At 54.9% G+C, this 17,727-nt stretch carries 22 protein-coding genes; 14 read left to right on the top strand and 8 right to left on the bottom strand.

What is annotated here, in order from left to right; translation table 11 throughout:
- The first annotated feature begins 185 nt into the window (after positions 1–185).
- Positions 186–662, top strand: a complete 477-nt coding sequence (locus WCK51_00515) for a hypothetical protein (protein MEI7575348.1) — start codon at positions 186–188, stop codon at positions 660–662.
- On the opposite strand, the gene WCK51_00510 is transcribed toward WCK51_00515, so the two are convergent.
- Genes WCK51_00510 through WCK51_00495 form a run of 4 tightly spaced genes read right to left on the bottom strand, consistent with a single transcriptional unit; the run spans position 659 to position 2,015 of the window.
- Entirely contained in the window at positions 659–859 is a 201-nt protein-coding gene (locus WCK51_00510; protein ID MEI7575347.1) for a twin-arginine translocase TatA/TatE family subunit, read from the bottom strand. The two genes, WCK51_00515 and WCK51_00510, sit on opposite strands and share 4 nt — an antisense overlap.
- A complete protein-coding gene (locus tag WCK51_00505) occupies positions 859–1,050 on the bottom strand; it encodes a twin-arginine translocase TatA/TatE family subunit (GenBank protein ID MEI7575346.1) in 192 nt (63 codons plus the stop codon). Before WCK51_00505 ends, WCK51_00510 begins: the two co-directional genes overlap by 1 nt.
- On the bottom strand, positions 1,050–1,274 hold the full coding sequence (locus WCK51_00500; GenBank protein MEI7575345.1) for a twin-arginine translocase TatA/TatE family subunit: 225 nt from the start codon (positions 1,272–1,274) through the stop codon (positions 1,050–1,052). The genes WCK51_00505 and WCK51_00500 overlap by 1 nt, the downstream gene beginning before the upstream one ends.
- Before the next feature lie 21 nt (positions 1,275–1,295).
- A complete protein-coding gene (locus WCK51_00495; protein MEI7575344.1) occupies positions 1,296–2,015 on the bottom strand; it encodes a hypothetical protein in 720 nt (239 codons plus the stop codon).
- A 74-nt stretch (positions 2,016–2,089) separates the two neighbouring features.
- On the opposite strand from WCK51_00495, the gene WCK51_00490 reads away from it, so the two are divergent.
- The 5 genes from WCK51_00490 (at position 2,090) to WCK51_00470 (ending at position 6,183) form a co-directional block, all read left to right on the top strand.
- A complete protein-coding gene (locus WCK51_00490; protein MEI7575343.1) occupies positions 2,090–2,689 on the top strand; it encodes an HD domain-containing phosphohydrolase in 600 nt (199 codons plus the stop codon).
- 96 nt (positions 2,690–2,785) lie between these two features.
- The gene (locus tag WCK51_00485) at positions 2,786–3,751 is read left to right on the top strand and encodes a WD40 repeat domain-containing protein (GenBank protein MEI7575342.1); all 966 of its coding nucleotides are present in this window, start codon (positions 2,786–2,788) and stop codon (positions 3,749–3,751) included.
- A 53-nt stretch (positions 3,752–3,804) separates the two neighbouring features.
- Entirely contained in the window at positions 3,805–4,740 is a 936-nt protein-coding gene (locus tag WCK51_00480; protein ID MEI7575341.1) for a glycine--tRNA ligase subunit alpha, read from the top strand.
- Positions 4,741–4,882: 142 nt separating this feature from the next.
- The gene (locus tag WCK51_00475) at positions 4,883–5,449 is read left to right on the top strand and encodes a DUF4337 domain-containing protein (protein MEI7575340.1); all 567 of its coding nucleotides are present in this window, start codon (positions 4,883–4,885) and stop codon (positions 5,447–5,449) included.
- The gene (locus WCK51_00470) at positions 5,446–6,183 is read left to right on the top strand and encodes a hypothetical protein (protein ID MEI7575339.1); all 738 of its coding nucleotides are present in this window, start codon (positions 5,446–5,448) and stop codon (positions 6,181–6,183) included. Before WCK51_00475 ends, WCK51_00470 begins: the two co-directional genes overlap by 4 nt.
- A gap of 27 nt (positions 6,184–6,210) precedes the next feature.
- Here the strand turns inward: WCK51_00470 and WCK51_00465 are convergent, their stop codons facing one another.
- On the bottom strand, positions 6,211–6,627 hold the full coding sequence (locus WCK51_00465) for a hypothetical protein (GenBank protein MEI7575338.1): 417 nt from the start codon (positions 6,625–6,627) through the stop codon (positions 6,211–6,213).
- A gap of 41 nt (positions 6,628–6,668) precedes the next feature.
- On the opposite strand from WCK51_00465, the gene WCK51_00460 reads away from it, so the two are divergent.
- The gene (locus WCK51_00460; protein ID MEI7575337.1) at positions 6,669–7,619 is read left to right on the top strand and encodes a D-2-hydroxyacid dehydrogenase; all 951 of its coding nucleotides are present in this window, start codon (positions 6,669–6,671) and stop codon (positions 7,617–7,619) included.
- On the opposite strand, the gene WCK51_00455 is transcribed toward WCK51_00460, so the two are convergent.
- On the bottom strand, positions 7,616–9,082 hold the full coding sequence (locus WCK51_00455; protein ID MEI7575336.1) for an erythromycin esterase family protein: 1,467 nt from the start codon (positions 9,080–9,082) through the stop codon (positions 7,616–7,618). The two genes, WCK51_00460 and WCK51_00455, sit on opposite strands and share 4 nt — an antisense overlap.
- Before the next feature lie 71 nt (positions 9,083–9,153).
- Positions 9,154–10,164: an NAD-dependent epimerase/dehydratase family protein gene (locus WCK51_00450; protein ID MEI7575335.1), complete on the bottom strand. Its 1,011-nt coding sequence runs from the start codon at positions 10,162–10,164 to the stop codon at positions 9,154–9,156.
- A gap of 29 nt (positions 10,165–10,193) precedes the next feature.
- Between WCK51_00450 and WCK51_00445 the strand changes: the two genes are divergently transcribed.
- The 6 genes from WCK51_00445 to WCK51_00420 all read left to right on the top strand — a co-directional run bounded on the left by WCK51_00445 (position 10,194) and on the right by WCK51_00420 (position 14,704).
- Entirely contained in the window at positions 10,194–10,652 is a 459-nt protein-coding gene (locus WCK51_00445; GenBank protein MEI7575334.1) for a MarR family transcriptional regulator, read from the top strand.
- A 15-nt stretch (positions 10,653–10,667) separates the two neighbouring features.
- Positions 10,668–11,921 carry an aspartate aminotransferase family protein gene (locus WCK51_00440; protein MEI7575333.1) on the top strand — a complete coding sequence of 418 codons (1,254 nt, stop codon included), beginning with the start codon at positions 10,668–10,670 and terminating at the stop codon, positions 11,919–11,921.
- Positions 11,922–12,114: 193 nt separating this feature from the next.
- A complete protein-coding gene (locus WCK51_00435; protein ID MEI7575332.1) occupies positions 12,115–12,264 on the top strand; it encodes a hypothetical protein in 150 nt (49 codons plus the stop codon).
- A 19-nt stretch (positions 12,265–12,283) separates the two neighbouring features.
- Entirely contained in the window at positions 12,284–12,547 is a 264-nt protein-coding gene (locus WCK51_00430) for a hypothetical protein (GenBank protein MEI7575331.1), read from the top strand.
- Between the two features lie 48 nt (positions 12,548–12,595).
- Positions 12,596–13,291, top strand: coding sequence for a peptidase E (locus tag WCK51_00425; protein ID MEI7575330.1), 696 nt, complete (start codon positions 12,596–12,598; stop codon positions 13,289–13,291).
- A gap of 240 nt (positions 13,292–13,531) precedes the next feature.
- Entirely contained in the window at positions 13,532–14,704 is a 1,173-nt protein-coding gene (locus tag WCK51_00420; GenBank protein MEI7575329.1) for an agenet domain-containing protein, read from the top strand.
- A 142-nt stretch (positions 14,705–14,846) separates the two neighbouring features.
- On the opposite strand, the gene WCK51_00415 is transcribed toward WCK51_00420, so the two are convergent.
- Complete coding sequence (locus WCK51_00415; protein ID MEI7575328.1) at positions 14,847–15,872, bottom strand: cellulase family glycosylhydrolase; 1,026 nt, start codon at positions 15,870–15,872, stop codon at positions 14,847–14,849.
- A gap of 85 nt (positions 15,873–15,957) precedes the next feature.
- On the opposite strand from WCK51_00415, the gene WCK51_00410 reads away from it, so the two are divergent.
- Positions 15,958–17,628, top strand: a complete 1,671-nt coding sequence (locus tag WCK51_00410; GenBank protein MEI7575327.1) for a hypothetical protein — start codon at positions 15,958–15,960, stop codon at positions 17,626–17,628.
- Positions 17,629–17,727: the final 99 nt, after the last annotated feature.

The raw sequence follows: 17,727 nt of genomic DNA, 5'->3' as shown, positions 1-17,727 counted from the left end.
TAACTCGGCGAACCGGGAATCCTCCTGAGAACTGGACTTGTTCGATTGCGAGTTCGCGAGGATCGCATTGGGCCGTCATTTCAATCGGTTTTTCGGGTCGGCTCAGCAGGTTTTTTCTACTTGATTTGCGATCGGACCGTTTGGTTCCCGGGCAATTTGTGGCAGGAAGAGCAAGTGTGCTCTCGATGAGCACAGTAGGCGATCTCTTCGCCTACTATTGCGAGAATTTCAATGATTATCCATCTGCCTACATTGCAGTTGCGAAGCCGCCATTCTGTACCGCGCTAGCTTGGTGGGGTACATCGCATTGCAGTTGGGCAGACGCTAGTTTTGGAGACCAAACGATCAGCGTTCTGTCTTATGAGTGGTACCGGGGAGGCGAACGAGCACCGAAGCGCGATTACGTCGAACCGGACTGCCCCTACCAAATCATAAACGCAAAGGAGCTGCTAGGCGGCAATGGTCGGGGTTCAGACCGAGCCCAGGACAACCACCAAGAGCGCACTCTCACTATTAAAAATGGGGTTCTGCGGGCCGACGAAAGCGTGCTGTACGTGTTCGAAAAGGCAACCTTCGAGGAGATTGAGACCCCAAAGTGGGCTTCCCGCTGGAAAGTCTCCCTCAGTGACCAAGCGAAAAGAGCTAAGTTCTTGCGACTCTAGTGTGTGTCGCCCTTCTGATCCGCCGCTTCTTCCATCGCGTCCTGCAACTTCCGCTTACCGTCTTCAAGCCCGGCCTTGAGCTCGCCGACGCCTTTTCCAATTCCGCGCATCAAAGAAGGAAGTTTCTCGCCGCCGAAAAGGAGGAGGACAACCAGCCCAATCAAAATCCACTCAGAACCACCAGGTAATCCAGGCATTACTTACCTCCGGGCCCTTCGTCAACTCCGCGTTGGAACTGCTCGATGCCGCGACCCAGACCCCGCATTATCGACGGAAACTTGCGAAACAGATAGGAAACCAAAGCAACGATCAAGCCGATCTTGAGTACAAGGAACGCCAGAAAGAACATCTCGACGGGCCCTGGAGGCAATCCAAATGCAGCCAGCATCACTCGCCTTTCTTATCGTCGTCTTTCTTCTCTTCGCCGCCGGCTTCGCTGAAAGCCTTTTTGCCTTCTTCAAGCCCGACTTTAAGCTCTCCGACTCCGCGTCCAAGCCCGCGCATCAACTGGGGAATCTTTGCTCCGCCGAAAAGAAGCAGAACAACACCACCGATGATCCAAAGCTCCGCACCTGCCGGGAGTCCAAAAGCCGCGAGAAAGAGGTTTGCCATAATTGCCTTAACGCTAGTGTACTACTCCGAGTTCGCAGATTCTTTGCTCGGCTTCTTCTCATCCGATGAAGAATCAAAATTGAAGTCAACCGAACCGCCACCCTTCTTCTTGCTGTTCATCCCTTTGATCGCGCCATCTGGAGTAACAAGGAACCAGCCCCGGTTGGAGTCGGCGATACCCTCCAACATCTGTGGGCTTTCGCTTTCCGGAAGGGCCTTGTACTTGGTGTGTTGGTTGTACCCAACGGACTTAATCTCAAAGATTGCCGGATCGGTTGCGGAAATCTTGATTGCCTCTGGGAGAGTTTTGCCCGAGAAAGCTTCGTTGAAAGCGAAGCCAGTTTTCGTCTTGCTGCCACAGCTCCACTCACCACCGGGAGTCCAGATGTTGAATTTGATCGGAGATTCTTTCATGTCGTTCAAGTCCTTGTCCGGCATGAGGTACTTTGAGATATCGGTCTGCCAGGTCTCCGCTTTCGGCAATTTGCCACCGTTCGCGGCTTGGTAGTTTTTCAAAGCGGCCGACATCATCTTCACGTTGATAGCGCATTCCCCGGCTCCCATTCCTGCATCAACAACCTTCTTACCGAAGTAGAACAATCCTCCGAGTGGGGCCCCGCAGCAAAGAGTGAGAACGCCCAATATCGCAAACACAATCACCAAAGGATTCTTCTTCGGCTTCATCGGTTGCTGATAGTATTGGCCCTCTGGCGGACGGTTGAAAGGAGGAGGTGTTTGCATGTTGATTAAGGTTTACTGTACCAACATCTCTCCGGTTGCGGAAGGGGTGCAAACGTCCCAGAAACGTAATTGCAATGGAAATTTCGAACGAAGAACGGCGGCAGCGTAACGAAACAATCCGGGCTCTCCTGGTGGCGCTCGACCTCAACGCTCCCGGAGAGCGCGAACACGCCGAGCGCGTTGCGGTTTATTCGGTGGGAACGGGGGCCGAGTTGGGGCTCTCGGAGGCCGAGCTGCTGCGGCTCCGCTATTCTGCCCTCCTTCACGATGTGGGCAAGACAAAACTCGACGCGACCGTCCTGTCCAAAGTGGGATCCCTGACCGACGCCGAACTCGACGTCATTCGCCGCCACGCCGAATTCTCTGTCCGCCTCGTCGAATCCTACGACTGGCTCACCCCCGCCATCCCCGGAATTCGCTACCACCACGAACGGTGGAACGGCGCAGGATACCCCGACGGCCTCGTCGCCGAAGAAATCCCCCTCGCCGCCCAAATCATCGGACTCTGCGAAGCCTTTGACGTCATGCTTCACGGCGCCTCCTGGAAAGACCCGATCATGCGCGAAATCGCCCTCGAAGAAATCGAGCGCAGCGCGGGCAAGGAATGGAATCCGGAGGTTGTCGAGGCGTTCCTACGAGCAGAGCTTATCATCCAGCCGATTGGCTCGGCCTAACACTAAGTTTCAGACCCGTTGCGTTAAAACTGCTCGTCTGTATCTGCCAATTCCTGATAGTATTGCGGGTGAGCAGTTCGCTTACTCGTGAAGATCATGAATGCATTGAAAAAAGGCTATCTTGTTGCTTTGGCAACCTTAATCTCGGCAACTTCGTTTGCCCAATTCCGGCTTATCGCAGCCGAAACGACGTCGGGTTCAGTCGGCGGTAATACCGCGCAGTATGGAGGAGTCCAGGTTTACGACTTCGCAACAACCGGAGGTGCGGCTGCAGCTGGAACTGGGATTCCAGCATCTGCGCTTCATGATGCGATTGGCGTCGTTGTTCGCGGTAGTGATCTCTATGTGAGTAACAGGTACGGAAACACACTCGGGCAGGGCTCGATACAGAGGTTCGGAATCACACAAACTGGTTTCACCGGAGGTGCCGAAATCCTGACTGCTTCAAACGCGAACTTCCAGGGATTTCACGGCTTCAACTTTGCGCCCGATGGAGACATCTGGGTCTCGACAGTCAATAACGGGTCGCGACATTACACGGGAAGCACTGATGTCGGCGGCTCCTCTTTTCTACCTGTTCGAGACGCCTGGGTAAGCCCAGACGGCAAGCGACTGATTGAGTCTCAAAACACTGGACTTCGCGTGACAAATCTGACCACGAATACATCGACCTTCTTTGCGCTGGATGGTAACTTTGCTCACCAAATGCAATACCAGGGCGGCGCGTTGTACGTGACGACGTATGCAAACGCAGGCCAAGTCTACAAAGTCGACCTCAACGCAAACTTCGAGCCGATTGCAAAGACAAGTGTCGCCACGCCGCAACAGGCCATCGGTCTTGCCTTCAGCCCTGATGGTGCCGAAATGTTCGTCTCGGGACACCAGAGTGATAACATCTCTCGTTACCTGTGGAACGGATCCGCTTGGGCCGCGAACGGAACAATCAGCACTGGCCACAACATGGGTTACCTCGCCACGGTAGCCGTAGTTCCGGAGCCAGCTTCCCTCGCCGCTCTCGGCCTGGGCCTCGCGGCGTTCGCAAGAAAGCGACGGAAGAACTGACGGGGTCAGCGGGTGCCTAGAATAGGCACCCGCTTCCTGTCATAATCTAACGCATGACTTTCCAGGAGCTGATCCGACGCCTTAACGAATACTGGTCAGCCCAAGGATGCGCCATCCTCCAGCCTTACGACGTCGAAGTCGGAGCCGGAACCATGCACCCCGCAACCACGCTCCGCGTCCTCGGACCCGATGCATGGAACGTCGCCTACATCCAACCTTCAAGAAGACCCGCTGACGGCCGCTACACCCTCAACCCCCAGCGCAGTCAGCGGTACTACCAGTACCAGGTCATCATGAAGCCGTCACCGGAGAACATTGTTGACCTCTACCTCGGCTCGCTCGATGCCATCGGAATCGATACCTCCAAGAACGACATTCGGTTCGTCGAAGACGACTGGGAAAGCCAAGCCGCCGGAGCTAGCGGAGTCGGCTGGGAAGTCTGGATCAACGGTGCCGAAGTCACCCAGTTCACCTTCTTCCAGCAAATGGGCGGAATCGAGTGCAACCCGGTCTGTGCCGAAATCACCTACGGCCCCGAGCGCCTCTGCCTGATGCTCAACAACCAGCAGTCCTTCTGGAAGGACCTCCAATGGAGCGACGACCTCTCGTATAAGGATGTCGATTATCAACTGGAGCTGCAAGACAACGTCTACAACTTCGAAGTCGCCTCCACCGACATGCTCTTCAAGATGTTCGACATGTACGAGGAGGAATCCAAGCGCGTCATCGAAACCGAAGTCTTCTGGGACGAGAAACAAGGAATCCTCACCTCTGCCCAAGCCGAAGGCACCCCGCCCGCCGGAGCCGGCCCGAAGGGCCTCGTCTACCCCGCTCTAGACCTCGCGCTCAGGTGCTCCCATGTGTTCAACCTCCTTGACGCCCGGGGCGCCGTGAGCGTTACCGAACGAGCCAAGTACATCAACCGAATCAGGGCTCGGGTGCGAGCTTGTTGTTTGAAACACGTTGAGCAGTATGCAGTTGCGGCTTAGTGTCTTCCGATTCTGACGATTAACGTTCAAATTTGTGCGGTAGTGAACACGGTAATGAACAAATAATCGATTCAATCGTCCTTTCGGTTGATGATATCTAGATACCGGGAAGGGGTATGTATTTCGGTGGCGAGGCGGTCGAATGGAACCCTCTGATCTGTTTGATTCCGATAGCGCAAACAAGGATCGATTGACGAGCATTGTGGCGATCACTATCGCGTTCTTAGCAGTTTTCATGGGGATCTTTAAGATCAAAGACGACAACATTTGTCAGGCGATGCAGCAGGCGCAGGCTGATCGAATCGACAACTGGGGCTGGTACCAAGCACATAAATCTCGTCTCGAGACTGCCGAAGCAACAGTCGACACTCTCAAGGCGATCGAGTCTCGAAACTCTATTAGGGCAGGGGCTGAGAAGTGGGAGGCACTTGTCAAAAAGCAAGCCGGTGAGGGTAACGATGTGAAAGCCAAGGCCGAGGATGCCGAGAAGCTTTACAACGCTTTGAACTTTCGTGACGATCAATTTGATATGTCGGATTCGGCAATATCCGTTGCCATTGCCCTTCTGGCGGTTACTGCCCTCGCACGGAAACGATGGCTGTACAGTTTTGCACTCATTTTTGCGATTTTTGGGTTAGTGATGGGACTCGCCGGGATGTTTAACTGGCCGCTTCATCCGAACGCGTTGGCAAACTTTTTAGGGACATGAAGATACTCCTATTACTCTTGGCAAGTTGTTTAACAGGTCTGATTCTTGCGGACGAGGAGCCGCTCAACGCGAACAGGCCAAATTTTACGACCAACGCGTTATTACTAGCAAAGGGCGAAATTATCCTAGAGTTCGGAACCACATTTCAGCATGATCACAATACGGATGGGTTATCTGGTCCCGAAGCAGTTCTAAGACTGGGTCGTTCAGGAGGGACTGAACTCGATTTCACGCTTCCCAACTTTTCGTTTGGCGGGCGCGGCATCGACTTCAGTGGGTTCGGAGACTCAAGCTTCTATCTGAGTAAGCAGCTCAGTTGGTTAAGTGGGTGGGATACCGCCGCTGGAATTGGGACGAGCCTGCCCCTTGGTCAAGCGGATTTAACTTCGAATTCGTTCGACACACAGGCGTACTTTTCTGCATCTCGGCAGATCACTAAAAACTCGTCAATTACGATGTCAGATTTTGCCCAGTGGAAACGAATCGGGACCGACATCATCCCGGCTTACAGCATTGCAATGATGCTCAGTCAAAACACAAGCAAAAACTCCTCGATCTTTGTGGAATGGCTCGGAACTTGGACGAAAGATCAGCCAACTACGCACACAATGCACTTGGGTAAAACATTTGCCCATAACCATCGTCAACAAGCCGATTTCCATTTAGGAAGAACCTTTGAAGGCGGCGCTGGGGGTAACTGGTTTTTCGGTGCCGGCTATGCGGTCCGGCTGTAAAGAATCCAGCAAAGCGAGAATAGTTTTCTAGCGATAGATCGCGTAGCTGTCCCACCCATCACCCAGCGCATGCCGAACCGCCGCCATCTGCCCGACGTGATAGACCTCGTGCAAGACCAAGTAGTCATTCAGCCAATGAGCATCGTCATCAAAAACCGATAGCCCTGCCTCAATAGCCAGCCCCCTCAACGAATTGAATGTTTCGATAAGTTGAGTCATCGGTAATGCAGGAGCCTGGTATGTTCCCCAACTGTGCGTCCCCCCAGCCACTCCGGTAATCACCGCCTGAAGCGCCTCCATGCTGTGCTCCACCGTCTCTTTACAGGACATCAAAACCGCGACCGGTTTCGCCTCAAAGGTCTCCTCCGTCAGGTCCTTCAGACAGGCGTTGAACTGGAATCCAGTCTCGTCCAGTTGTTTTTCGATGAGTTCTCGTGCGGTCATGCTGTGAATGTACCTGCCCCGATAGGCAGTAGAATCAAGCCGTGCCCACCGTCTGGACAAACGTCGTGCTCTCCGCCTCCGAAGAAGCCTGGCTGCGCGAGAAAATCGCCCCCTACGACCTCGTCATCGACGCCAGCGGAGTCAATAACCTCACCGCCGGGGCCGGAGACCCCCGCGCCCAAGAAGCAGAAATCCTTTTCGGTCAACCCGCCGTAGAAGACCTCCTCAACAGCACAACCAAAAAGTGGATGCACATCACCAGTGCCGGCTACACCCGCTACGACACCTCCGAAATCCTCGGGCACCTCAAAGAAACGAAAACCGCATTCACCAACTCCAGCAGCGTCTACGACTCCCCCTGCGCCGAGCACGCTCTCGCCTTCATCCTCGCTCACAACCGCCGCCTTGCCCCGTCCCTCGACGCCAAGACCTGGACCTACGGAGAGTTAAGACCCCAAACAAGAATCCTCGAAGGACAAACCGTTCTTATCGTCGGCTACGGAGCCATCGGCGAACGCCTCTCTGAACTCCTCCAACCTTTCCGCTGCACAGTCCGCGGCCTGAGAAGGGAACCCCGAGGCACCGAGCGTGTCCCCTGCTACCGGATTTCCGAACTCAAAGAGCAGCTCGGCTGGGCCGACCACGTCGTCAACATTCTCCCTCTCAACGCCTCCACCGAGCTCATATTTGGCGAAAAGGAGTTCAAAGCGATGAAGCCCGGCGCAACGTTCACGAACATCGGCCGAGGCGACACCGTCGACCAAACCGCCCTGCTCCAAGCCCTCAACAAAGACCTCGCCGCTGCCCTCCTCGACGTCGTCTCCCCCGAACCTCTGCCCGAGGGCCACCCCCTCTGGACCGCCCCCAACTGCTGGATCACCCCCCACATCGCCGGTGGCCTCCAAAACGAAGCCCAAACCCTTCTCGATCACTTCGTCGAAAACTTCCGCCGGTGCCAAACCAACGAACCGCTTGTCGATCAGATTGTCTAGTTTAGCGCTCGTGCCGAAGTCGTCTTATGAAAGAAGAACAGTCCGTCATACCACAAGGGCAGGTTGAACGGCTGCGTCGACACCTTCTCAACTTGTGCGTTCCAGATTGCTCCAATCTGCCGCGAAGTCAGGTCGGGGCGGAGGAAATCTGGGAGGCCGCTGGGGCCGCGTACTGGTAGGAAGAAGTCTTCTTTTGGACCTTCCTTGCGCAAAAGGGTTTCGAGCCCACCCTTCGAGGCGCCTACCTTGTGAGTTTTGACTTGATTCCCGTCTGATGCTCGGAACGATCCCTCGGAAAATGCGAACGCTAAGGGTACGTACTTTTCCTTCCACAGATTATCAAGGTGCCAACCCATCGCCTCGAATCCTTGCGCAAACTTGGCACGACCAATGTGCCCGTTGTGCGCCCAGATCATTGCCTTACTACTCGGCAGAACCGTTTCGATAATCGTAGTAGAGTTGGTTGCCATGCACTGGTCACGATAGTTTCCTGGGTTCAAGCCCTTCGGCATTGTCCCGATGAAGAGTAGAAAATCCAGGAGATCAACTTGGAGGCGAATGCGTTCGGAGAGCTTTTTGTCGGACGTCGCTTTCGATTGCGCGGCGATTAGTGCCACTTTCCACTCTTTCATTTTTTGAGCCCCCTCTCTCGTGTTTTCCGCCTCCTGGACGAGCTTTGTTTTGTGCTGATCCACAAATTCCAATCCGCTTCTTGCCGCCGGATCGAGGTTCGGCAATTCCTTCAGGAGTTTCTCAGCGTCAGAGAACGTTTCTTGCATTTTCGGAATCACCCGCTGCTGAAGTAGGCGCAACTCCGAAATCCAGTCGTTCCCCTTTGCTTGACGATAGGTAGCAAGAACTAGCTCAGAAATCCTGAACTCCTCCTCTCCCAACTGAGCCTTGATTAGTGGTAGCCAGCTCTCCCACTCAGCGTCCTGCGTAGGGAACTTGGTGTCATTTGGGAAGTTCTTAAGCCGCCCTTTGATGCTTAAGAAGTAGACCATCGGATCTTCAGAGTTCTGCATGTCATTACCGAACACCCTCAACTTCTCCGCGTGGGTCCGGTTGTACTCCCGCATCCACTCCAGCAACTCCCTCAGCTCTACCACTGACCAAGTCCAAAACTGCTGCCGATAGATCGCCTCCTTCACATCGACTTTCTTCCCCAAAACGTAGTCATCCATCATTAGGCACCCCGCCATCGAGGCTTCGAGAATGAAGACCCGAAACCCCATCTCCTCCACGAGGAAGCGGAACATTCGGTGCTTGGTCTCAAAAAATTCCCGAGTTCCGTGCGTCGCCTCTCCCATTCCGACGATGCGAACGCCATCCAGCATAGAACGTAGTTTTTTCAGGTCGTCATACTGCGAGAATTTTCCGGAAGGAGAGAGCGGAATGGCGTTCTGACCCAGCCAGTTTCCTTGGAGGGAAAGAACTGTAGCCAAACTGAGCGCCGCAAGCATGTTGAGATTATAAGTTCTTTCCTGTCGAAGAGGAACAGAAACTACTCCGCACAAAATATTTCGTGATGTTCCTAAAGCGGGAAGACTCGATCCAAATGCTCGACTGTCTCCCGCGCTGTCTCCGAGAACGGGCGGAACGTCACTCCGAGCTCCCGTTTTGCCAGTTCCGAACTCATTGCGAAGTTTGACCCAAGAACCTGCAAACCCTGTAGAGGTAGCGGATTCCGCTTACCGAGCGGACGCGTAATCAGTTCGAGAATCCGACTCATCATCATTGCAAACTTCAGCGGTACTGGCGAGATCGTCGTTTTGCCGTGGACCGCCGCGATCGCCCGAATCGCCGCCAAGGGCGACATATTTTCGCCCGAGATGTTGTAAATCGGTGATGGATTTTCGACCTCTAAGCAAGCCACGATTCCCCGAGCCACGTCCCGCGCATCCACAATCCCAAATGCCGGTCCGTCGATAAACTGATACTTCCGAACTTTACGCATATCGAGATAGATCTGCCCCGACCCCGTCGGCGCGTTGTCATGAGGGCCCCACATCCAGCCCGGCCGCACAATCACCATCCGCGACGCGGGAATAGCGAGCTTGTGAAGCTCCTTTTCCATGCGGGATTTGCTTTGCATGTAGCCGTTGTGCGGAAGTTGCCCCTCGGCGGGACTCTCCTCGGTCACGGGTTTTCCGTCCGTTGGAGGCGAAATCGCTCCCGAGCTTGAGACCATCACCAGCCGAGAGACTCCGCTCGCCAGACACGCCTTGGCGAGTTCGACAGGAACATCTACGTTCTGCCGCTGAAGCTTAACATCGTGGTCGCCACGTCCAAAATACTCGCGGAAGTAGGCGGCCGCGTGAACCACAAAGTCGGAGGATGTCGCGTCGGAAAGCCACGCTGCAACTTGATCCAAATCTCCTTCGATCACCTCCAGACGGTCCGAGGAAGGCAGAACCCGCTTCGCCTTCTCCACCGAGCGGACCAATGCGCGAACCGTGTATCCCCGATCCAATAAAGCATGAATGAGGTTAACTCCAAGCAGGCCCGTCGAGCCGGTCACGAAAACTGTCTGGCTTGATTCCATGTTCGTATAATACGATATTCGTAATAAAAATGTCTCCGCAGCCGCACGCCTTGGGATGGGAATTTGTCCAGACAATCTGGATGTTCCTCTCGCAGACCTTCGAAGGCGCCTCCGAGGCGTTCGAAGAGTTCGGCATTGGCAGCAAGCAGATGGTTGTCCTGGCCATCATCGAGAAGCAAAGAACCCCCGGTGAACTCCGAAAAGCCCTGGGTGCCCCGGCGTCGTCGATCACAAGCATCATCAACGAGCTAGAAAAGAAGGGCCTGATCGTCCGGGAAGTTCATCCGACGGATCGCCGCCAGTTCAACCTTGTTCGAACCGAGAAGGGACAGATGATGCTGCGGAAAGGTCAGGCGGCTCTCGAAACCCACATCGGGGAACTGTTCCACCAGCTTGAACCGGAAGATATCGAAGCCATTCAAAGGGTGAAGCACCTCATCTGGAAGGGATTGCATCTTGCCCCGCTTGCACCCTCGCCGACCGACTAGCCGTATACTCACAATATGAGCGCCGACGCCCTCTACACCGACGTTTACGAAAAGTACACGAAGTACATCAACCCCAACCTCGCCAAGCTCATGGGCTTCGCCGGATTCGGGGTCGAAATGCGGGCGGAAGGGTGCTACATCTACGACCACGAAGGTCGGCAATTCCTCGACTGTCTCGGCGGCTACGGAACCTTCACCTTCGGCCACCGCAACCCCGTCGTCATCGAAGCCGTCAAAGTTCAACTCGACCAAATCGCCCTCAGCGGAAAGGCGTTCTTCACCAAACAACAAGCCGACCTCGCCGAAAAGCTCGCCGAAATCACCCCCGGCAATCTCCAATTCTCCTTCTTCTGTAACTCTGGAGCCGAGGCCGTCGAAGCCGCGCTCAAACTCGCCAAAGGCGCAACCGGTCGCGCAAAAATCGTCTCCACCAACGGTAGCTACCACGGCAAAACCCTCGGAGCCCTCGCCACCACCGGCCGTGAGAAGTACCGCAAGAAATTCTTCCCGCTGATGCCCGGCGTTGAGTTCGTGAACTACGGTAACACCGATGCCCTCGTCCAAGCCATCGACGACCAAACCGCCTGCGTCATCCTCGAACCCGTCCAAGGTGAAGGTGGAATCATCGTTCCTCCAGATGGCTATCTACGAGCCGCTCGAGAAGCTTGCGATAAGCACGGCGCGCTACTCATCCTCGACGAAGTCCAAAGCGGACTTGGCCGAACCGGCTACGCCTTTGCCTGTAACTACGAGGGCATCACCCCAGACATCATGACCCTCGCCAAAGCCATCGGCGGTGGAGTCATGCCCCTCGGCGTCACCGTCTATACAGAGGACATCTACAACAAGGTCTACGGCGAAAACCCGATGATCCACACCTCCACTTTCGGCGGAAACCCCCTCGCCTGCGCCGCCGGTCTCGCCGCCCTCTCCCAACTTTCCCCCGAGCTCATCGAGAACTCCCAAAGAATGGGCGAGCGAATGATCAACGGGTTCCGAGAAATCCAATCTCGATACCCCGCTATCCTTGGCGACGTTCGTGGTCGCGGACTCATGATCGGAATCGAGTTCACCGAAGACGAAGTCGGCGAAGTCGCCGTCGCCACTCTGATGAAAGAAGGCGTCTGCGTCGCCTACGCCCTCAACAACCCAAGAGTCCTCCGCTGGGAACCGCCGCTCATCATCAACGCCGAGCAGGTTGACCACGCCGTTTCGGCACTCAATACCGCAATGCTTGAAGTGCAGGAGTTACTCGCGGTTTTGGCTTAGGGTATAACTAGAAGATATGGCAAAGTCTCTCGTTAAAGTGAAGATGCAAGCAAGCGTCAAGAAAGTCAAGAAGAAGAATCGCGCGATCAAGAAGGGTTCCGCGAAGCTCAAGACTTCTTAATTTCCACCACTCCAGATCGACTCAAAGCGACGAGCCAAACAGCTCGTCGCTTTTTCTTTAAGGAATCCCACCATGTCCCGTCCATCCAAAAAAGACATCAAAGCCGCCCTCGACAAACTGCGAGACGCTGCTCCGGCCCAAAACCAAACTCCCGCCAGCGACAACAGCAAGCTCACGCCCAAGCAGAGCAGCCAGCGCATCCGCAAACAGAACCCCGGATAGCGTGTACAATGAACCCGAAATGAGCGACTTCCTCAACCAAATCGCCTCCAAATTCGGCATGACCCACGAAGAACTCGAAGGCAAAGCCGGAGACGTTCTCGATAAATTCCGAGATAAGATCCCCGACAGCATCGAAGGCCAAATCGACGACGCCCTCCACGGCGACATGCTCGACGAACTCAAAAACAAATTTGCCCCCGAAGGTAGCGCGATCGACGGAATGCTCGACAAATTCCTAGGCGACTCTGCCCCAGCCGACGAATCAACCGAAGAAGCTCAATAACACCTCAAGGGGTGGGAACAACCCTCGCCCCAAACCCCCAACCAGCAAATGCGCCAGATCATCGCCCTCGGCGGCGGAGGCTTCGGGTCCAGCCTCGAAAACCTTCGCCTCGACGAGTACCTCCTCTCCCTCTGCGCCGCCAGCAAACCAAAAGTCTGCTTTATCCCCACCGCCAGTGGAGATTCGCTCGACTACATCGCCAAATTCGAAACCGCCTACAAATCCCTCGGCGCCCAAACCAGCGTCTTCCAACTCTTCCGATCCCAAACCTGGACCGGAACCCCTGAAGAAATGCTCCTCGACCAAGACCTCATCTTCGTAGGCGGAGGCAGCACCATGAACATGATGCTCCTCTGGCAAGCCTGGGGAATCGACACGATCCTGCGCAAAGCCTACAACCAAGGCACCATCCTCGCCGGAATCTCCGCCGGAGCCAACATCTGGTTCGAGCAGTGCACCACCGACTCCCTCGGCCCCGGAATCCAGGTCATGCCCTGCCTAGGCTGGCTCCCCGGCAGCTTCACCCCCCACTACGACTCCGAACCCGAACGTAAACCCCTCCTGCGCCAAATGCTCCGAGAACAAACCATCGCCCCCGGCTACGCCGCTACGGATGGAGCGGCGGTCCACTTTGTGAACGAGGAGTTCCACAAGGTCGTTGTCGATCGTGAGAGGGCAGGAGCGTTCGATGTGGATCGAGAAGGCGAGACACCGCTGGAATTCACGCCGCTGTTTAAGGACTGATTCATAGAGATCTGCATCCAGAAGCTCCTTCACATTCTTCTAAATGTGTTCTGTACGATAATTGTCGTATGCGTTCACGGGGTGTCCTCGTTCAAATTGGGGATCATTCAGGCTAAAAAGATAATCTTGAGCCATTCCGGGGAGTAACGCCAACCGCGTCTCAATGTGTGACGTATCTTCAAACAACACGGGTGGCCGCCGGCAACTGATGAGCGGAGGCGGCCGAGGGAATGAGAGATCATGTGGTCCGGACGGAACTTCAAAGTCCTCATGGAAGCAATCGAGAGGATCAACCAGACATCGCTGTATCGGGTTTGGTTAGTATTGCTTTATTTGCTTTCATGCGGGGCAACCGCATTCGCTCAAACGCCAAACCAACTCGGATGGACGCCCGCAAAGACCCGGGTCTTCTTCATTGACGTTCTGCTTTATGAGGGAGAGAGTGCGCCGCCCGCATCGTGGCTTGAGATTCCCTCGTCGGCATTTGTGGATCAGTTCCGAGAGCTTGGGGTACCCGCAAATCAGATCATGCTGTTGACCAAACAGCAGGCGACCGCCCAGAACGTGTCAAACCAGTTCGCCGCTTTCCTTCGCCAAAGCCGCCCGGGCGAAATGCTGATCTTTGCCTTCAGCGGGCATAGCGGACGCAACATCCTGAGCATGCATGACCGGAGCTTGCAGAAGACTTGGTTGATTGATGCGATTGAGACGAACTTCCGCGGAAGTCATGCGCTGTTGTTCATCGATAGCTGTTACTCGGGTGGAGTTGTGGACTTGATCGATCGCCGCCGAAGTCGAATTAGCTATGGCGCCCTCAGTTCGACCTTCTCTCAGCAATCTGCATCAAGTGGGTGCCGATTCTATCAGAGCCTGCTTCGGGGATTTGGCGGAAATCCGGTCGTGGACTTGGACAAGGATGGCTATGTGACTTTTGGGGAGCTTGCGTGGTACACCAAGCGATACATGGCGCATGCCGCAGAAGGTAAGCCGATGTTCGCAACCTCAGGAGCGTTTGATCTCAACATGCGGCTCACGGTTGCTAAGGGACAGGCACCCGATAGGGTTGGAGAGCTTGTTGAGGTGAGGTGGAAAGGCAAGTGGTACCGAGCCGAGATTCTCGCCGTCACCCCGGATGGGTTCAAGATTCACTACACGAAGAACACGAAGTCTGATGAGGACGAGGTCGTTTCAGCAGATGATGTCAGAGTGCCCCAGTTCCCACGGTATAAAGTTGGACATAGGGTCGAGGTGAAAAGTGGTACGGATGGCAAGTGGCACCCAGCGACCGTACTTGCCACATTCGAGAGCTTGCATGGATGTCGGGTGGACGGTTTGCCTCCGACGAAGGATGAGTGGTTCGGCCCAAGTCGGATCCGCCCGATCAGTACTTCACTTGGCCGGCCGAACCCGTAAATTCGTGGGCAAGCAGCAGTCCGGCGGGCTGGAGAGAGTTCGAAACTACCAGACTTTAACCACGTGTAACTCCAGAACCGACAAGACTCCTCCCGCTCCCCCGGTTCACTTCGCTCACCGAACCCTCTCCTGCGAGGGGTATCTACGATCGCCCAGTCAGCCGCCGAAACTCCGCAATCTCCGCCGCATCAAACGGCGTCCCATCCTGCCGGAACAAATCGTGGAACCAAACCTTAGGCTCCTCGCCACCTTCCTTCGACCCCCAGGGGAAAATCGTGTTCGACTTTCCAGAAACCAGTCCCCAGTTGATCGCCGCGACGCCGGCATCTTTGAACACACCAAGATGGGTCAGTACCCGTGAATTGTTGGTCCGAGCCATCCACTCCGTACAAACCACCGGCCGTCCCAGCGCCTTCAACGAAGCAATCTGCCCCGAAAGAGAAGCAGTGTCGTTGTAGTTATGGAAGGTCACCACATCGCTCCGATCTAGCTGTATCTTGTTCAAAGTTTCGTTGCCATACCAAACCCCAACCGACAGCGGCTGAGAAGGCCGAACCTCCTGCGCCCAATCAAAAACTGCGTTTAGCAACGGAACTGATTTGAGTTCATAACCCGAGTTCCCCGGCTCGTTGTAAAGGTCCCAAAGATAAACCCGCTTGTCTTTGCTGAAAGTTCGAAGGATGTCCTGAACATAAACCTTCAACCTCGGAAACTCAGCCAATGACCGCGAAGAATCTCCCGGCGATCGAACCCAGCCGCTGTTATGAACCCCCTTCTTGGGCGCCGGTTGCATCCCGATAGAAGGATTCGGATTCCAGCAGTCATCGAAGAAAACAAACAACGGTCGAATTTTGTGCTTCGAAGCAATCTGCAAAAAAGAAGACATTCGCTTCTTAAATCCTTTTGGATCAGCCTGGTAAGCCAGATCATGCAAATAAACCCTAACCGTGTTCATCCCAATCCCTTCCGCCCATCCGAGCTCGCGATCAATGGTCACCGGATCCCAGGATTCTGCCTGCCACATCTCCAACTGGTTGATCGCAGTCGAAGGCAAGAAATTCGCCCCAACAACCCAAGGCTGCTTCGCCTGCCACTTGTTTGCCTGCTCTGCAGTCCACTGGTTGTTTAGACTTGTCAAAAGAACCCCGCTCATCACTACGCTCAACATATCAGGATTGTATCTCGGGCATTAGGCATTAGCTTGCCTGATCTTTTGCTTGCCATCTGGGATATCAAAGGCTTAGAATTCGGCTATGTCCTTGATTACTCTCGCCGTCATTGCAAATGAGCTGACTCGTCCGCAGCCCGCGATTCTCTCCCAACAATTCAACCCTCCACCTCACGCGATCTTCAATATGAAGTTTCGCCCCTCGCTGGACGTCCTCAAACTGAGCCCGAACAAAGCGACAGGGAATAATGCGAATCCGCTACCGAGGGCACCCAGACAGCCTCTCCGCAAGTTCAAGCACATGTTTGTGTCGGTTCTTTCCGGGGGAGATGATCTGCGAGACGGCGGCTCAGCATCTCTGTTCTTTGAATTCGAAGACGGCTCGCGTGCGGCTGCTCCCCTGGCGGTGCCGGGTGTACCACTTGCAGGAAACACAATGCTTGCGTGGCACTGGGACATCCCCGATTGGCTCGAGGTCGGTCGCATCAAGCACATCGGAATTACAACTCAACTTCACAAGGGCGATGGCCAGCTTCTCAAGCCGGACAAGTGGCGTATTGGCCGAGTCCAAGTACTTGCCTCAGAGACCTTGCAGGGTGGCTACGCAAAGGAAGAGTTACTGTTTGACGACACCGTCAACTATGAGTTCACCACGGCTAATGCCTTCGATGAGTGGAAAAGTGGCGAAGTGATGACGTTTAAAGACGAGCAGTTCACTAGAACCAACCGGCTGTGCGCAACGGTGACTTCCTCCAGCCTGTTTCGAAACACACAAGGCAACGCGGCGGGAGATTGGGACGACACTGCGAATTGGCAGTTCTACGTGGACCTTGCCGACGGACGGCGAATTGAGACGCCTTGGCGTGCGGCGCAAAGACTTTCCTCCAGCGGAGTTCCAAGGGGGATGACCGAGTCAAAGGAGACTTACGCGCTCAACCAGTTTGCGCCGTTCAATGCTAACGGGCGTCGAGAACTCAATCTGTATCTCGAGGTGCCGGGCGTAAATCGAACGGAAATCCGACGATACGGAATCAACTGCGGAGTCAACACCGGCGATGGTCTCCGGGTGAATCGAGCAGATATGGCTCAGCTTCGAGTCAGCGCCGTAGAAGGAGATCGCCTCACACGCGAGTGGGGATGCTGGACCCCGGGCGCCAAATTCAGTGGAAATGCTACACGTTGGTCAACTCCGAGCCTGACCCCACTTGTTCTTCCAAAGGACATTCCGGCAAGTCTGGGCTTTGAGATTACGGCCGGGCCAGACGATCTTCGTGATGACTCAACGTTGGAGCTGATTACGATTCTTAAACCCAAGGATATGTGGAGCCAGCCGGAAAAGGTCGTCCAAGTTGTCAACTGGGGCAAAGGCGTTGACCGACCGGGATTAACCGGACTTTGGCGAGGCTCCTCCGTTCCAGCCAATTCAACCCTTCGGTTTGGTTGGATCGCACCCGTACCGGTACCGACCGTAGAATCTAATCTCACTCCATTTATCAGCCGGATCATGGCCCTGGGGATCGGCATTCGACCAGGTCCCGGCGGTGGGACCTGGAATCCAGATTCATTCACTCTTCGTGGCCTTCGTTTCTACTACAGTGATGGAAAGGATCTACGGGAAATCTGCACGAACCAGAATCTCAACGTGACTCTAGACCAAACCAATCCAATCATCATGCTGGATGCGCCGCAATTCCAGTTTGGCAATCCGATCAATTTCTTGCCGCGGCTTCCGCTCAAGGTGAAAGGCGGAGGTTAGAGTTCTCCGGAATGTAGCGCTGAGAGCGTGGGGCAATTGTCTCGCGCTCTCCAGCGTGTATACTTCTCCAAACCCCACCTCCCTTCGGCCTTTGCCGAA

Source organism: Armatimonadota bacterium (assembly GCA_037138755.1).
Taxonomy (GTDB): domain Bacteria; phylum Armatimonadota; class Fimbriimonadia; order Fimbriimonadales; family Fimbriimonadaceae; genus Fimbriimonas.
The sequence above is the reverse complement of the archived record's forward strand: the minus strand, read 5'-3'. Positions and strand labels throughout refer to the sequence as shown.

What these genes read in the sequence shown, in the direction of transcription:
- WCK51_00455 (MEI7575336.1), bottom strand. Translation starts at nt 9,082, where the DNA reads ATGCTTGCGGCGCTCAGTTTGGCTACAGTTCTTTCCCTCCAAGGAAAC.
- WCK51_00430 (MEI7575331.1), top strand. Translation starts at nt 12,284, where the DNA reads ATGAGCGACTTCCTCAACCAAATCGCCTCCAAATTCGGCATGACCCAC.
- WCK51_00485 (MEI7575342.1), top strand. Translation starts at nt 2,786, where the DNA reads ATGAATGCATTGAAAAAAGGCTATCTTGTTGCTTTGGCAACCTTAATC.
- WCK51_00435 (MEI7575332.1), top strand. Translation starts at nt 12,115, where the DNA reads ATGTCCCGTCCATCCAAAAAAGACATCAAAGCCGCCCTCGACAAACTG.
- WCK51_00450 (MEI7575335.1), bottom strand. Translation starts at nt 10,164, where the DNA reads ATGGAATCAAGCCAGACAGTTTTCGTGACCGGCTCGACGGGCCTGCTT.
- WCK51_00415 (MEI7575328.1), bottom strand. Translation starts at nt 15,872, where the DNA reads ATGTTGAGCGTAGTGATGAGCGGGGTTCTTTTGACAAGTCTAAACAAC.
- WCK51_00440 (MEI7575333.1), top strand. Translation starts at nt 10,668, where the DNA reads ATGAGCGCCGACGCCCTCTACACCGACGTTTACGAAAAGTACACGAAG.
- WCK51_00505 (MEI7575346.1), bottom strand. Translation starts at nt 1,050, where the DNA reads ATGCTGGCTGCATTTGGATTGCCTCCAGGGCCCGTCGAGATGTTCTTT.
- WCK51_00515 (MEI7575348.1), top strand. Translation starts at nt 186, where the DNA reads ATGAGCACAGTAGGCGATCTCTTCGCCTACTATTGCGAGAATTTCAAT.
- WCK51_00410 (MEI7575327.1), top strand. Translation starts at nt 15,958, where the DNA reads ATGTCCTTGATTACTCTCGCCGTCATTGCAAATGAGCTGACTCGTCCG.
- WCK51_00470 (MEI7575339.1), top strand. Translation starts at nt 5,446, where the DNA reads ATGAAGATACTCCTATTACTCTTGGCAAGTTGTTTAACAGGTCTGATT.
- WCK51_00425 (MEI7575330.1), top strand. Translation starts at nt 12,596, where the DNA reads ATGCGCCAGATCATCGCCCTCGGCGGCGGAGGCTTCGGGTCCAGCCTC.
- WCK51_00495 (MEI7575344.1), bottom strand. Translation starts at nt 2,015, where the DNA reads ATGCAAACACCTCCTCCTTTCAACCGTCCGCCAGAGGGCCAATACTAT.
- WCK51_00465 (MEI7575338.1), bottom strand. Translation starts at nt 6,627, where the DNA reads ATGACCGCACGAGAACTCATCGAAAAACAACTGGACGAGACTGGATTC.
- WCK51_00475 (MEI7575340.1), top strand. Translation starts at nt 4,883, where the DNA reads ATGGAACCCTCTGATCTGTTTGATTCCGATAGCGCAAACAAGGATCGA.
- WCK51_00510 (MEI7575347.1), bottom strand. Translation starts at nt 859, where the DNA reads ATGCCTGGATTACCTGGTGGTTCTGAGTGGATTTTGATTGGGCTGGTT.
- WCK51_00500 (MEI7575345.1), bottom strand. Translation starts at nt 1,274, where the DNA reads ATGGCAAACCTCTTTCTCGCGGCTTTTGGACTCCCGGCAGGTGCGGAG.
- WCK51_00490 (MEI7575343.1), top strand. Translation starts at nt 2,090, where the DNA reads ATGGAAATTTCGAACGAAGAACGGCGGCAGCGTAACGAAACAATCCGG.
- WCK51_00480 (MEI7575341.1), top strand. Translation starts at nt 3,805, where the DNA reads ATGACTTTCCAGGAGCTGATCCGACGCCTTAACGAATACTGGTCAGCC.
- WCK51_00445 (MEI7575334.1), top strand. Translation starts at nt 10,194, where the DNA reads ATGTCTCCGCAGCCGCACGCCTTGGGATGGGAATTTGTCCAGACAATC.
- WCK51_00420 (MEI7575329.1), top strand. Translation starts at nt 13,532, where the DNA reads ATGTGGTCCGGACGGAACTTCAAAGTCCTCATGGAAGCAATCGAGAGG.